Raw genomic sequence first — 14,671 nt, 5'->3', positions numbered from 1 at the left:
TTTTCTATTTACACAAGTTTTACTACAACCTCAGTTTCCACGTTACATACTCTGCAATAAAAAATATGATTGCAATATTCATTTGAATTATTATGCGTTAAACCATCTACTGCACTTAATAATTCTTGATCCATATAGGCACTATAATCGTCTATGTAATCTACAGACTTCCCATAATCTTGGAGTATACTTTGGCAATTTTGACAAGAATATGTTTGTGATTCTAATGCGTTGCAAAGCGGGCAAATTCCCATCATGATTCCTCCATACGTTATCGTTTATAAGCCTCTCTTTTTTAGAGTGAAGAGAGCAACCTATCCAGACATAGGAGCGCCCACTCCATCCCTACTTAAAAATAGAACTATGAAGTTGCTACCGATTTCATTTTTATTTCAATAAATCATAAATAAGAAGCTAATAATTAGCCTACAAGTAGCAGGCTACAATGAAAAAATTATATTTAATATCCTCCTTAGTTTGGCCTGTTTTCTTAAAAATACAACGATTACTCTTATTTCATAATTTACGAAATCAATACGTTTTTTTGACAAAATTTACAAATTATTATTTTGTATATCTTTCTAGGTAACATCCATACTATGAGTACAAACTTAATTACCGATGGATTAGCGCCAACCGGGGCGATAATCTGGTTCAACTCCAGCTAGTCCAACCAAAAAAACTTTTATAACTCTAAGGAGGATATATTCCTATGGCAAACCAAAATTCTTCAAATCAATTAGTAGTACCAGGTGCAACAGCTGCAATCGATCAAATGAAGTACGAAATCGCTCAAGAATTTGGTGTACAATTAGGAGCAGATTCTACGGCTCGCGCTAACGGTTCAGTTGGTGGAGAAATCACAAAACGTCTAGTTGCAATGGCTGAGCAAAGCCTTGGCGGATTCCACAAATAAATATATATGGCAAAAAGGTCTCAAGGCATATGCCTTGAGACCTTCCTTAATTTATTGCAACATTTGTAAAAACTTCTTCGTGCGTTCTTCTTTTGGATTTGTAAATACTTCTTCTGGTGTACCTTGTTCGACAACGACACCACCATCCATGAAAATAACACGGTTCGCAATTTGATGTGCAAAACGCATTTCGTGCGTTACAATAACCATCGTCATGCCCTCTTTAGCAAGTTCTTTCATTACTTTCAGAACTTCTTGAACGAGTTCAGGATCAAGCGCTGACGTCGGCTCATCAAATAGTAACACTTCCGGCTCCATCGCAAGTGCGCGCGCAATTCCAACGCGCTGTTGTTGTCCGCCTGATAATTGGAACGGATACAAATCCACTTTATCTGCTAAACCAACTTTTTCAAGGAAATAGTTTGCTTTTTTCTTCGCTTCTTCTTTCCCCATCTTTTTCACTGTAACGAGCCCTTCCATTACATTTTGAAGTGCTGTTAAATGCGGGAATAAATTATGGTGCTGGAATACCATACCTGTTTGCGTACGAAGATTAACAATATCTTTCTTCGTTACTTTTTGAGAGAAGTTAAGCTCTTTATTACCGATACGAATATTACCAGCGTTTGGCGTTTCTAATACATTGAGACAACGTAAGAATGTCGTTTTACCAGATCCAGACGGCCCAATAATAACAACAACCTCGCCCTTCTCAACTGTTAAATCTATATGCTTTAGTACGGTATTATCTCCGAAACTTTTTTGTAAGTGCTGAATTGAAATCATAAAAACAAAAACTCCTTTTGTAAAAGGATTATTTTAATGTGTAGCGTTCTGAACGCTTTTCTAACATCTGTTGTACGATTGATAATAAGAAACAAATAACCCAATAAATAAGACCTGCTTCAAAATAAACAATTAAAAACTCGTAGTTCATCGCCGCAATTTCCTGCGCTTTTCGGAACATTTCTGTTACTAAAATTAACGATGCTAATGAAGTATCCTTCACTAAGCTAATAAATGTATTCGAAAGCGGCGGGATTGATACGCGCGTTGCTTGTGGTAAAATAACACGTTTTAATGCTTGTGGATATGTCATCCCAATTGTATAAGCTGCTTCCCACTGCCCTTTCGGAATGGAAAGGATAGAAGCACGAATAATTTCAGATGCATATGCACCGACATTTAATGAAAATCCAACAACTGCTGCTGTATATGGCTCAACTTCAATATTAAGAGTTGGAAGACCATAGAAAATAATAAATAACTGTACAAGAAGTGGCGTTCCGCGAATGATAGATACATAGATACGAGCAATCCATTGTAAAATACGACTACCTGAAATACGTGCGAGCGCTGTTAACGTCGCAAGTATAAGACCGATAATAAATGTAATAAGCGTTAATGGAATTGTTGTAAAAACAGCTTCCTTCAGCATAGGCATGAAGGAAGACTGCATAATATCTATCCAAGTAGACAATCGATCTGAAACTAATGCACTACTTAGATACATTTTCACCGAACCATTTTTTCGTTATTTTGTCATACGTACCGTCTTTTTTCATATCTTCTAACGCTTTATCTACTTCTTGTACAAGCTTATCGCTACCTTTACGGAATAAGAATCCACTTTGTGAAGCTTCTTTTTCTGTATCTACAATTTTAATTTTTGCATCTTTTTTCGTTTCTAAATAATTTAATACTGATAACTTATCATTAATTGTAAAATCAACGCGTCCTGAAGCTAATAATTCTGCCGCTTGGCTAAATCCTTCTACACCTTCGATTTCTGCACCGTTTTTCTTAGCAATATCTGCATAGTTACTCGTTAAAGATTGTGCTCCTTTTAACCCTTTTACATCAGCAAATGTAGCAGGCTTATCTTTATCTTTTGCGATAACTAATGCCGCTGAAGATGAAATATATGGTTTAGAGAAATCGTATTTCTTTTGACGATCTTCACGAATACCAACTTCGTTTGCAACCATATCGAAACGTTTTGCATCTAGGCCAGCAAGTAAGCTATCCCATTGTGTTTCTTTAAATACAGGTTTTACACCTAAACGTTTTGCAACTTCTTCTGCTAATTCAACATCGAATCCAGTTAATTTATTGCTTGAATCGTGGAACGTAAATGGTGGATATGTACCTTCTGTACCAATTACAAGTTCACCGCTTTGTTTAATCTTTTGTAACGCGTCTTGACTAGCTGTATCTTTTTTCTCTTCTTTACCGCAGCCGGCTACAATCCCGATCGCTAATGTAGTTACTGCAAGCACTGAAAATAATTTCTTCATGATAGTAATCCTCCAAGTATTCTGATAGGAATTTAAAAACTATATTGATTGTATGCAATCTTGAACAATTTTTCAATGAAAATGTTCTTATTTAGTTTATCCTTTTTCTTCATAATCAAACAAAAGGGAAAAATAACGCTACATACAAAAAATAAGTAACATTTTTTAATATAGCATTTATGGAGAAAAAGGTAAAACAATACTTCTTATTTAACTGTCGTAATTCGCTAAAGAGTCGACATGTTCATCAATAAAAAAGAACTTGTGAAAATCACAAGTTCTCCTCCATGCATATTAAGCACTCTGATTGCCTTCCATTTGCGTTTTATACATATCGTAATAACGCCCGCGCTTTTTCATGAGTTCATCATGAGAGCCTTTTTCTAAAATGGTTCCTCTATCGAGCACAATAATTTGATCTGCGCTTTTAATCGTTGAAAGGCGGTGAGCGATAATAAATGTCGTTCTTCCTTTTTTTACAACTTCTAGTGCTTGTTGAATCATCGCCTCTGTTTCTGTATCAATACTAGACGTTGCTTCATCTAAAATTAAAATAGCCGGATCAAAAGCGAGCGCCCTAGCAAACGAAATAAGCTGACGTTCTCCAGTGGAAAGCGTACTTCCCTTTTCTGTAATTTCTTCATTTATATTGTTCGCAAATCTTTCAGCACCAACATCACGTAACGCCTTTACAATGCGCTCTTTTGAAATTTTTTCATTTTCTAAGCTTACATTGGAAGCGACCGTCCCGCTAAAAAGAAACGGGTCTTGCAGTACGATCCCCATATGTTCACGGGTTGCTTGTTTCGGCATCTCTTTTACATCGTGACCATCAATCGTAAGCTTTCCTTTTTCAAACTCATAAAATTGAAAGAGTACATTCATGATAGAACTTTTTCCTGATCCAGTATGACCAACAAGTGCCACTGTCTCGCCTTGTTTCGCTTCAAAAGAAATATTTTTTAACACTTCATCTTTTCCATTATAAGAAAATGATACATTATCAAATTTTACATTTCCTTTTAAACGAGGCATACGTTCTTCTTCTACCACTTCCCCTTTTTCCTCTAACAATTCAAAGACACGTTCTGATGCAACGCGCGCTTGCTCTAAGTTTGCAAGCTGGTTCACCATATTCGTAATTGGCGAGAATAATCGTGTTAAATAATCGACGAACGCATACAGTACCCCAAGTGAAATAATACCTGTAGCACTTAATGACGCACCGCCGAAATACCAAATTACTCCTGTGAAAGCGATATTTCTTAATACGGCTACTAAGTTATGCGAAGTTGCTGCATTTAAATTTAAAATTTTATTTTGATACTTAAAATAATCGCCATTTAATTCTTCAAATTCTTTTTTCGTTTCACGCTCTTGACGGAACGCTTGAATAATTGGCATCCCTTGAATGGATTCATTCACTGTTCCGTTAATATCAGATAAGCGAGAGCGCATTTTATGATTGTATACAGACGCGTATTTTCTATAAAGAATCGCCCAAACAATTAAAATTGGGATAATTAATAAACATAATGAAGCGAGCTTCACATCTAATAAAAATAACGCAGCGAATATCCCAATAATATAGATGATACTAGAAACGAATGTTGCCAGCACCGTTACATATAAATCACGAATGGCCTCTGTATCATTCGTCACACGCGAAACAATTTTCCCCGCCGGTAAATGATCAAAGTACCGAATTGGCAACGTTTGAATATGAGAAAAAACATCTTCCCTCATAATTTGAATAATTTTGTTCGCTGCCTTTTGCAAGAAGAACTGCTTTCCGTATGCAAATAATGACACGACTACTAATAAAGCGAAATAGCCACCACCAAGTAATAATAGACGGTTTATTTCTGGTTTATAAAACGCAAACACTTCTTCTTTCGTTAATGCTTTCGCTTTATACACTTGCACCGCCTTACCATTTTGAACGGTAATCATATCCCCTTTTACAGTCCGTGACCCTTCCGCATTTACTTTATTCGGTACAAAATAATATTGAAAACCGACTTGCATCACACGTACTTCTTTACCTTTTGTCTCGCCTTGTTCAAAGCGATCACTTCGCTTATAAAAAGCGCCATTATACGAAACAGCTTCTTCACTCTGTTCTGTTTCATACCAAGGTTTCTCTATCCCGACGATATGATCATCAATCATCGTTTTAGCAACGAAAGGACCAGCAAGCTCTGCGATGACGAAAATAAATAACATTAACATCGCAGCAAAAATCGTCCCTTTCACTTTCATCGCGTATTGAAACAATCGTTTTGAAACGCTCATATTTTCACCCCACTATCCGCACTTTCACTTTCACCTTGTTGTCTTTCAAACTGTTCAGCATACCAGCCTCCGCTCTGGATAAGCTGAGCATGCGTACCTTCTTCTATAACTGCGCCTTCATCCATAACGAGAATCCAATCCGCATGTTGCACTGCAGATAAACGATGCGTCGTAATAATCGTCGTCTTTCCACTTCTTTCCGTTCTTATATTTTCAATGATCGCTGCTTCCGTACGAGCATCTACAGCTGATAAAGAATCATCCAAAATTAAAATTTCTGGATTTTGAATAACAGCTCGTGCAATCGAGATCCTTTGTTTTTGCCCTCCTGATAAAGAAACACCTTTCTCTCCAACGAGCGTTTCTAACCCTTCTGGTAAAAACTCTAAATCCTTTTTAAACGCAGCAATTTCAATTGCTTTCTCTAGTTCTTCTTCAGTCGCTTCCCTATTTCCGAATAAAATATTTTCTCGCGCTGTTTTTGAGAACAAAATATGCTCCTGCGGTACATAACCAATCCAGCCGAGTACATTTTCATTCGTCATTTTATCTAATGTCACATCAGAAACTGCAATATCTCCATCTCCAAGCGGATATTGGCGAAGAAGCTGACGTACAAGCGTCGTTTTCCCGCTTCCTGTTTTTCCGACAACCCCTAGCGTTTCTCCTTGCTTTAATGTGAAAGAAACCTTTTTTAAATTTTCTTCAGTTGATGAAGGATATGAGAAAGACACATCATCAAACTGAATATAATCCGGCTCTTGCACAAGCTTTGGATGTTTCGGATTCTTTACATCTGGCTCATACGCTAACGTTTCATTCACACGGTCAAGCGAAGCATTTCCTCTTTGCATAACATTAATTAGTTCCCCAATTGCAAACATCGGCCAAATCATCATCCCTAAATACACGTTAAAAGAAACGAGTTCACCAAGCGTCACCTTTGACTGGAACACAAGGTATGCACCGTACACTAAGCCGATTAAATAACTAAGACCGACAAGCATTTTCACAGTTGGTTGGAATAATGCATCAATCTTTGCTACCTTCATATTTTTTTCGTAGACGTCATCTCCTAAATGATGAAATCTTTCCTCGTCTGCATTCTCTTGTACATATGCACGAATAACACGCACACCAGCGATTGATTCAAGCACTTTATCGTTCATATCACCAAACGCATCTTGCGCAACGGTAAATCTTTCATGCAATTTCTTTCCATATATATTCATCGCATACGCCATAATTGGAAGCGGAATAAGCGCTGCAAATGTAAGCTCCCAACTAATTGTAAATCCCATCATAAAGACAATCGTAAGCATATATAAACTAGAATCCACAAGCGTTAATATACCAAAACCAGCTGTCATAGCGATTGCTTTCAAATCATTTGTCGCTCTCGCCATTAAATCACCAGTACGATTTTTTTGATAAAAAGTCGGCGTCATCTTAAGTAAATGCCCCATAAATTTAGAGCGCATCGTTTTCTCAAGTACGAATGCACCGCCAAACAATTGATGTTGCCATACGAAAGTGAGGCCATATCCAACGATCGTAACCCCTATTAAAATAAGAATAGACTGTATAATAGCTTCGTTCGATAACGTTCCTGTTTTTATGTTATCTATCGTAACCCCTAACACTTTCGGGGGAATCACTTCAACTATATTCACAATTAAAAGAGCTCCAATGGCAATACTATATCTCTTCCAGTGCTCCCTAAAAAACCATTTTAGCTTTAGTAATACTGATAACAATGTAACCTCTCCCTTCTCGTTCTCGTTTACCTCTCATTTCTTTATCCACTATCCAGACCTATCACATTTACATTTCGTAACCCATACAATCTCATCACATTTTTCCACCTTCCAAAGTTTTTTATCGGAACTAAACAAGGGAAAATAAACAAAAAAAAGCATACCGCCGCTTGACGATATGCACAGGAATGCATAAAAGCGTACGTTACGATATACGCAACGTACGCTTCTTATAAGACAAAGATGCCCTATATATCCGTACGGGTTGCGTAATGATATGAATGTTTTCTGCCATTTAACAGAGCTAAGCCCATTACATTTACGATTACAATCATTACGCACACCCCTTTCATTTATTTTCCATTTATAATCTTACAACTTTATTGAGTATTCTGTCAATTATTTTTTCACACTTTAAATAAAAATATATGATACACCATTTTGAAATAAGGGAATGTTCTGTAAGAAAGGGCATACAAAATAAAAAAAGAATAAGAAATCGTTTTCACAAACATTTCATTTGAAAAATGTTATCAAACCCCCTACAATCACCTTATACTCACTCTTACAAGTTGCTATTTTAGGAGGACTAATCATGACAACTAGCAATACGTACAAATTTTATTTAAACGGAGAATGGAGAGAAAGCTCTTCAGGAGAAACAATCGAAATTCCATCTCCATACTTATACGAAGTAATTGGACAAGTACAAGCAATTACTCGCGGAGAAGTAGATGAAGCAATTGCATCTGCAAAAGAAGCTCAAAAATCATGGGCCGAAGCTTCCCTACAGGATCGCGCAAAATACTTATATAAATGGGCTGATGAGCTCGTAAATATGCAGGATGAAATTGCCGATATCATTATGAAAGAAGTCGGTAAAGGATATAAAGATGCGAAGAAAGAAGTTGTTCGTACAGCTGACTTCATTCGTTACACGATCGAAGAAGCTTTACATATGCACGGAGAAAGCATGATGGGCGATAGCTTCCCGGGCGGTACAAAATCTAAGCTTGCGATTATCCAACGCGCACCACTTGGTGTTGTATTAGCAATCGCACCATTTAACTACCCAGTAAACTTATCTGCTGCAAAACTTGCACCAGCATTAATTATGGGTAACGCTGTTATTTTCAAACCAGCAACTCAAGGTGCAATTAGTGGTATTAAAATGGTTGAAGCACTTCACAAAGCTGGCCTTCCAAAAGGTCTTGTAAACGTAGCTACAGGACGCGGTTCTGTAATTGGTGACTACTTAGTAGAGCACGAAGGCATCAATATGGTATCGTTCACAGGTGGTACAAACACAGGTAAACATTTAGCGAAAAAAGCTTCAATGATTCCACTTGTATTAGAACTTGGTGGTAAAGATCCTGGTATCGTTCGTGAAGATGCTGACTTACAAGATGCTGCAAACCATATCGTAAGCGGTGCATTCTCTTACTCTGGTCAACGTTGTACAGCTATTAAACGTGTACTTGTACACGAAAACGTAGCGGACGAGCTTGTTAGCTTATTAAAAGCGCAAGTAGCTGAACTATCAGTTGGATCTCCAGAACAAGACAGCACAATCGTTCCATTAATCGACGACAAGTCTGCTGACTTCGTTCAAGGTTTAGTTGACGACGCTGTAGAAAAAGGTGCTACAATCGTTATCGGTAACAAACGTGAGCGTAACTTAATTTACCCAACATTAATCGATCACGTAACAGAAGAGATGAAAGTTGCTTGGGAAGAGCCATTCGGCCCAATCCTTCCAATCATCCGTGTTTCTTCAGATGAACAAGCAATTGAAATTGCTAACAAATCAGAGTTCGGTCTGCAAGCAAGTGTCTTCACTAAAGACATTAACAAAGCATTTGCAATTGCTAACAAAATCGAAACTGGTTCTGTACAAATTAACGGACGCACAGAGCGCGGCCCTGACCACTTCCCATTCATCGGTGTAAAAGGTTCAGGTATGGGCGCACAAGGTATTCGTAAGAGCCTTGAGTCTATGACACGTGAAAAAGTAACTGTATTAAACTTAGTTTAATCTTATAAAAAGAAGCTGATCTATTTTTAGATCAGCTTCTTTTCTATATAAATACTTCCGAAAAACGGAGTATTTCGTTCTACTTCCGATTTGGTTTTCCAAATCGAACTAAAACATGCCATAATAATTTTAATTCCTGAAGCACTTCTTCATAAGTTCCACGATCACTCCAAGATAATGGATTGCGTTTCAAATCCACTACAGCAGAGCCAATTATATTTGCATCGATGCAATGATTCCGTGCAATACGTCTTGCTAAAGATGGCATTTTTGAACCTCTAAAATCCATCGGAACTTCGTCTACCGCAAGTACAAAACCGATGTGCCAATACAAGTCAATCGCATACTTCAGGCAAATTTCTTCTAAAACTCTTCCTACATCCGTACCCTTAAATGAAGGATCTGCAACAAGCACCTCTACGTCTTCTTTAAGAGAAATCTCTCCATGAATTTGCGCTTCGATATAATGATTAAGATTACGGGCTGGCTCTTTGCTTACTACATCTATAAACGGCCTTCTCAGGTTAGCCAGTAAATGATTAATTAATATTGTTGGAGTCAAATTTCCTTCACCAATTGCAAAATCTCTTACAAATGTCTCTTCCAAAAGAGCAGCTAAAATCATATCAAACTCCTCATAAGTCCCCTTTTCTTTCGGATCTTGATGCGAATCTAAATACGTATATGTAGAGCGCGAAGAAACTTTTGGAGATAAGAGAAAATAACAGGAACCAAAACGCGGAGCCGGCCCATCTGGATGTAACATTAAATTTAGCGCTCCATATTTTGGCCGTTGATTATTTGTTACGCCTTCTAATTGATATGCTCCTCCAAATATTCTTTTTTCCCAAAGGTCACGTTCACCACCAGGGTAAGCAGATACGCTTCCATTAGATAGCAATGTTTCAAACTGACTTTTATATACTCCTTGCTCAAACAGTGCTTCAGCAACACTTTTCATATTCGAATCTAGTCTGTCTGGATGAAAGTGTAAAGCAATCCTTGCATGAGATTTTAAATTAGCGACAGCTTCTTCAAATATTTCATCTGTAATATTAGACATTTTAAGTATATGATTAATCGTTGCTTTAGCCCCACGTTTTTCGTTCTCTGCATATTTTGAAATATACTCTAAAGCAAATAATTGAGATCTTAATAATTCCATAATCCAATCTCCCCTTTAATTGAACTGCCCTTAAACACTTCAATTAAAAGCTTATTCTTTCCTTCTTATGAAACGAACCTCATTTATTAAAAAAAGTAATTTACTAAATCTTAATTATGTATACACGCATTTTTCATAGGCAAATGTACACATTCTACAGAAATTTGATACCCTAGCCATCGCTCAGCGATATGTTCAAATGATAAAACAGATCCCGTTGTAAAAAAGCGATGCTTCGGATTCAGATTGTCAGACAAAATTCCTTTGTGCTGTAAAATGGTACTTAACTCTATCGCTGTTTCTTCTGCAGAACTAATAATCGTTATGTCTTCTCCTAGTTCCTTTTTTATATAGGACTCTAAAAGTGGATAATGCGTACATCCAAGAATTAACGTATCTATATCTTCTTTCGTTAATGGAAGTAAAGCTTGTTTCACTTGCTGCGTGACATATGCTGTATCTTCTAATTGATTTTCTACAACTGTGGCTAAAGTCGGGCAAGCATAGCTATGCACTTCCAAATATGTATCCAGCTCGTGTAATGCTTTTTCATACATATTAGATTTTATCGTACCTACAGTTCCAATTACCCCGATTTCCCCTTTCTTTGTCACTTTAATTGCCGCTCTTGCTCCTGGATGTATAACGCCAATAACTGGAATGGAAAGTGCTTCTTGCAGCGCAGTCAATGCAGCAGCTGCAGCAGTATTACATGCTACGACTAGCGCTTTTAATGGAAACTGTTTGAGGAACTCAACCATTTCAAATACGAAAGATTGCACCTCCTCTACACTTCTTGGCCCATACGGGCAACGCTTATTATCACCAATATAATAAATGCTTTCTTTAGGCAATTGTCTTATAATTTCGCTCGCAACTGTTAATCCTCCAACTCCCGAATCTAGCACACCTATTACTGAATGTTTATGACATACAGACATTTACTTCATCCCCTTTTCAATCATCTAGCGCTAATAACATGTATTATATTACGAAAATTCAAATATCACATAACAATCCCTCTTACTTTTAATCACAAACTCTTCTCTATAATCTGATTATTACTATATCCATTGACGTATAAAAATACATTTGTTACTCTTAAAGACGTTAATTTAATATTTAAATCCTCATTCGTATCTCGGTGAGGTAGAGGTTGCAATCATTAAGAGTATCATTTCAGGAGATGTAGTGGCATTGATGAAGGAATGAGAAAGGAATGGTTGCCGAAGTAAGTCGTGTCCACCATGCACGCTTGCTGGGTCTGCATTTAATAAGTGCAGAACTGTCACAAACGTTTCGTTTGTGGAGAGCTATCGAGAGGTATGTCGTGGGTTTCTTATAAGATAGAAAGCATGTAACGGCAAATTACGTGCTTTTTTTGTTTTGTTTGGGACTTTTCTTCCTGACTCAGGAAGACATACATATCTCCTCGCTTGACTTGGTTATACTAACTTTGGAGGTATTTTCTATGCAACAAAAAAAATGGGGCTTTTGGGTACTAACAGCTTTCGTTGTCGGTAACATGGTTGGCGCTGGTATTTTCATGGTGCCAAGTACGTTGGCACAAACAGCAAGCCCACTCGGTGTCACTTTAGCTTGGTTAACTACAGGGTTTGGTGTTTTAATGCTAGCTCTTGTTTTCGGTAATTTAGCAATTCGTCGTCCTGATTTAACGACAGGGCCACAAAGTCATGCATATGCTTTATTCTCAACACCAAAAAAGAAAAAAATGGCTGGCTTCAGTATGGTATGGGGATATTGGGTTGCAAACTGGGCAAGTAACGTTGCCATCATTACATCATTTGCGGGATATTTATCACTCTTCTTCCCAATTATGAAAGATACGCGACTACTATTTTCAATCGGCTCGTTTAACGTAGAAGTCGGAAAACTAATTACATTTACGATTTGTTCCATCTTACTTTGGGGAACTCATATTATATTAACAAACGGTGTAAGCGGAGCTGGAAAACTAAACTTCTTAGCAACAACAACGAAAGTAACTGGATTCCTTTTATTCATCGTCGTTACGTTATTTGCATTCGAAGCTTCTAAATTTGGACAATGGTATACACCGATGATTGATAAATCAGGGGCATCACACGGTCTTCTTTCACAAGTGAATTTAGCTGCTCTTACAACACTTTGGGCGTTTATCGGAATTGAATCAGCTGTTCTTTTATCAAACCGTGCTGTTTCTCCAAAAACGGTAAAACGCGCAACAGTTGCGGGATTACTTATTACAGTTGCCATCTACTTAGGAATCACAATTTTAACAATGGGTGTACTTCACGTTGATAAATTACAAGCTTCTGAACGTCCATTAGCAGATGCACTAAACGCTGCAATGGGTCACGGCGGCGGGAAACTGATGGCATTACTTGCTCTTACTTCCCTGTTCGGTTCTATCTTAGGCTGGATTTTATTAAGCTCAGAAGTACCTTATCAAGCAGCAAAAGAAGGTTTCTTCCCTTCCTTCTTCACAAAAACAAATAAAAAAGGAAGTCCAATTTACTCATTACGATTAACAAACATTATGTCGCAAGTATTCCTATTCTCAACATTATCAGGAACCATTGCGGAAGCTTATACATTCGTTATTACCGTATCGACACTGGCCTACCTCATTCCATATCTCGTTTCACCAATCTTCCAGTTAAAACTAGTCGCAACTGGTGAAACATATAAAAATGAAATGCGGGCAAGAATTACAGATGGCATAGTCGCAGTTATCGCACTTTGCTACGCACTATGGGTTATTAAAACGGGCGCATCCGATATAAAAACGTTCCTTCTCGGAATTGGTTTATTCGTAATCGGATTTGCTTTCTATCCATTAATGAATCGTGATCAGAAAAAAAATAACGAAAAGAAAAACGGGCAAGTTGCATAACGCAATTTGCTCGTTTTTTCTTTTGTAAAACATATATAATAGAACAAAGAGGTGAAAAACATGTCAATCGAATCGCTATGGAGCAGTCGCTTCCAACAACATATTCAAAATATCATTACATACTTTGCACGTATGATTAACGGTTTACTATATAGCTTTATCTTTATTTCATGCGTTGGTGCATATTATTATGCTCAGTTTCTAAAAGCATCTCCTTCTAAAGGAATATCTTTAATAATTATAACGATTGTACTTACATTCATTATAACGAGATGCCCTATCCGTACATTTATTCAAAAACCTGATGCTGTCTATTTACTAGCACTAGAAGAGAAATTAACATCTTATTTTAAAAAATCTCTTCTATACAATTACATCATGCAGCTTTTCCCATTATTATTTACGTTCCTTATTCTCGTTCCACTTGCTATGCAATCATTGCAATTAACTGTACCTTTTTTATGTACAATCTTTATCGTGTTAATGATTACGAAAGCCTGGAACATGTACATACATTGGATGTGGCGTGATAGTCACGAAAAAAATATATGGCTAATCATTCGTATTACTTGTAACGCCCTAATCATTTACATGCTGTTTTATTCCGCAAATGTTCTCATATTGGGCGGACTACTCTTACTACTTGCTTTCCTACTTCTATATACGAAAAAACAGCCTACAAAACGAATACCGTGGGATTACATAATCGAGCAAGAAGAAAAAATGAACGTTCGTTTTTATCAATTTGCTAGCATTTTCACAGATGTTCCGCAACTGAATAAACAAGTAAATAAAAGAAAATGGCTTACAAATTGGATTGAACCTTTATTACATAAAAAACGAGCAACTTTCTTCTATTTACATACATTAGCATTTTTACGTGGAAATGATTATTTCGGTATATATATTCGCTTAGGATTGATCGGTGCTTTCGCCTTATATTTTATACCAAACATATACGTAAAAGGCGCTATCGCATATATCGTCCTATATATGATTTCTATGCAGCTCCGTTCCCTGTGGAAATATTTTTCGGGAAATATTATTGTAGCATTATATCCAATTGATACTGAAAAGCGAATGAATCAATTTCTTCACTTAATCTTTATATTGCTAAGCATTCAACTTGTTGTATTTTCAATTGTTATACTCATTGCTACAGGTCAATTTTTACATAGCCTTATCATTATGATTATCGGGTTACTTTGGATCAAATTTATTATTGTACCAAAAACGAAGCAACGCATTTCTTCGTTTTAACGAAAAGAATTATCTTAAAAGCCAAGGAGAAATGAACTGCACCCCAATTG

Annotated in this window: 12 protein-coding genes and 1 riboswitch; of the genes, 4 read left to right on the top strand and 8 right to left on the bottom strand. The window is 37.0% G+C overall.

Annotated elements, in window-relative coordinates; all coding sequences use genetic code 11:
* Nucleotides 1–8: 8 nt before the first annotated feature.
* Nucleotides 9–254 (bottom strand): hypothetical protein, encoded by a 246-nt coding sequence (locus DN401_RS22675; RefSeq protein ID WP_000510476.1) that lies wholly within the window; start codon nt 252–254, stop codon nt 9–11.
* Between the two features lie 458 nt (nt 255–712).
* On the opposite strand from DN401_RS22675, the gene sasP reads away from it, so the two are divergent.
* Nucleotides 713–916, top strand: a complete 204-nt coding sequence (gene sasP, locus DN401_RS22670; RefSeq protein WP_000013338.1) for a small acid-soluble spore protein, SasP family — start codon at nt 713–715, stop codon at nt 914–916.
* A gap of 51 nt (nt 917–967) precedes the next feature.
* Here the strand turns inward: sasP and DN401_RS22665 are convergent, their stop codons facing one another.
* From DN401_RS22665 to DN401_RS22640, 5 genes are all read right to left on the bottom strand, one after another.
* Nucleotides 968–1,702, bottom strand: a complete 735-nt coding sequence (locus DN401_RS22665; RefSeq protein ID WP_000623610.1) for an amino acid ABC transporter ATP-binding protein — start codon at nt 1,700–1,702, stop codon at nt 968–970.
* Nucleotides 1,703–1,730: 28 nt separating this feature from the next.
* Nucleotides 1,731–2,429, bottom strand: a complete 699-nt coding sequence (locus DN401_RS22660) for an amino acid ABC transporter permease (RefSeq protein WP_000281497.1) — start codon at nt 2,427–2,429, stop codon at nt 1,731–1,733.
* Nucleotides 2,416–3,213, bottom strand: coding sequence for an amino acid ABC transporter substrate-binding protein (locus tag DN401_RS22655; protein WP_000732840.1), 798 nt, complete (start codon nt 3,211–3,213; stop codon nt 2,416–2,418). Before DN401_RS22655 ends, DN401_RS22660 begins: the two co-directional genes overlap by 14 nt.
* Nucleotides 3,214–3,507: 294 nt before the next feature.
* The gene (locus DN401_RS22645; protein WP_049108260.1) at nt 3,508–5,508 is read right to left on the bottom strand and encodes an ABC transporter ATP-binding protein; all 2,001 of its coding nucleotides are present in this window, start codon (nt 5,506–5,508) and stop codon (nt 3,508–3,510) included.
* Entirely contained in the window at nt 5,505–7,265 is a 1,761-nt protein-coding gene (locus tag DN401_RS22640; protein WP_000953782.1) for an ABC transporter ATP-binding protein, read from the bottom strand. The genes DN401_RS22645 and DN401_RS22640 overlap by 4 nt, the downstream gene beginning before the upstream one ends.
* Nucleotides 7,266–7,860: 595 nt before the next feature.
* Here DN401_RS22640 and gapN point away from each other — a divergent pair.
* Complete coding sequence (gene gapN / locus DN401_RS22625) at nt 7,861–9,300, top strand: NADP-dependent glyceraldehyde-3-phosphate dehydrogenase (protein ID WP_049108259.1); 1,440 nt, start codon at nt 7,861–7,863, stop codon at nt 9,298–9,300.
* Nucleotides 9,301–9,379: 79 nt separating this feature from the next.
* Here the strand turns inward: gapN and DN401_RS22620 are convergent, their stop codons facing one another.
* Both DN401_RS22620 and racE read right to left on the bottom strand, forming a co-directional pair.
* Entirely contained in the window at nt 9,380–10,465 is a 1,086-nt protein-coding gene (locus DN401_RS22620) for a DUF3626 domain-containing protein (protein ID WP_016121956.1), read from the bottom strand.
* Between the two features lie 110 nt (nt 10,466–10,575).
* The gene (racE, locus tag DN401_RS22615; protein ID WP_049108257.1) at nt 10,576–11,406 is read right to left on the bottom strand and encodes a glutamate racemase; all 831 of its coding nucleotides are present in this window, start codon (nt 11,404–11,406) and stop codon (nt 10,576–10,578) included.
* Between the two features lie 201 nt (nt 11,407–11,607).
* Nucleotides 11,608–11,789, top strand: a riboswitch (Lysine riboswitch).
* Between the two features lie 147 nt (nt 11,790–11,936).
* Between racE and DN401_RS22610 the strand changes: the two genes are divergently transcribed.
* Nucleotides 11,937–13,361 carry an amino acid permease gene (locus tag DN401_RS22610; RefSeq protein WP_001186301.1) on the top strand — a complete coding sequence of 475 codons (1,425 nt, stop codon included), beginning with the start codon at nt 11,937–11,939 and terminating at the stop codon, nt 13,359–13,361.
* A 60-nt stretch (nt 13,362–13,421) separates the two neighbouring features.
* Nucleotides 13,422–14,621 (top strand): ABC transporter permease, encoded by a 1,200-nt coding sequence (locus DN401_RS22605; RefSeq protein WP_071740647.1) that lies wholly within the window; start codon nt 13,422–13,424, stop codon nt 14,619–14,621.
* The last annotated feature ends 50 nt before the right edge of the window (nt 14,622–14,671 follow it).

This window comes from Bacillus sp. BF2-3 (genome assembly GCF_008368795.1).
Lineage (GTDB): Bacteria > Bacillota > Bacilli > Bacillales > Bacillaceae_G > Bacillus_A > Bacillus_A cereus.
Note: the sequence above shows the minus strand (reverse complement) of the source record. Positions and strands in the feature narration are given on the sequence as shown.

Excerpts from the sequence above, each read along its gene's own strand:
- gapN (WP_049108259.1), top strand. The coding sequence starts at position 7,861 with ATGACAACTAGCAATACGTACAAATTTTATTTAAACGGAGAATGGAGA.
- DN401_RS22620 (WP_016121956.1), bottom strand. The coding sequence starts at position 10,465 with ATGGAATTATTAAGATCTCAATTATTTGCTTTAGAGTATATTTCAAAA.
- DN401_RS22675 (WP_000510476.1), bottom strand. The coding sequence starts at position 254 with ATGGGAATTTGCCCGCTTTGCAACGCATTAGAATCACAAACATATTCT.
- DN401_RS22605 (WP_071740647.1), top strand. The coding sequence starts at position 13,422 with ATGTCAATCGAATCGCTATGGAGCAGTCGCTTCCAACAACATATTCAA.
- DN401_RS22610 (WP_001186301.1), top strand. The coding sequence starts at position 11,937 with ATGCAACAAAAAAAATGGGGCTTTTGGGTACTAACAGCTTTCGTTGTC.
- DN401_RS22660 (WP_000281497.1), bottom strand. The coding sequence starts at position 2,429 with ATGTATCTAAGTAGTGCATTAGTTTCAGATCGATTGTCTACTTGGATA.
- racE (WP_049108257.1), bottom strand. The coding sequence starts at position 11,406 with ATGTCTGTATGTCATAAACATTCAGTAATAGGTGTGCTAGATTCGGGA.
- sasP (WP_000013338.1), top strand. The coding sequence starts at position 713 with ATGGCAAACCAAAATTCTTCAAATCAATTAGTAGTACCAGGTGCAACA.
- DN401_RS22665 (WP_000623610.1), bottom strand. The coding sequence starts at position 1,702 with ATGATTTCAATTCAGCACTTACAAAAAAGTTTCGGAGATAATACCGTA.
- DN401_RS22645 (WP_049108260.1), bottom strand. The coding sequence starts at position 5,508 with ATGAGCGTTTCAAAACGATTGTTTCAATACGCGATGAAAGTGAAAGGG.
- DN401_RS22655 (WP_000732840.1), bottom strand. The coding sequence starts at position 3,213 with ATGAAGAAATTATTTTCAGTGCTTGCAGTAACTACATTAGCGATCGGG.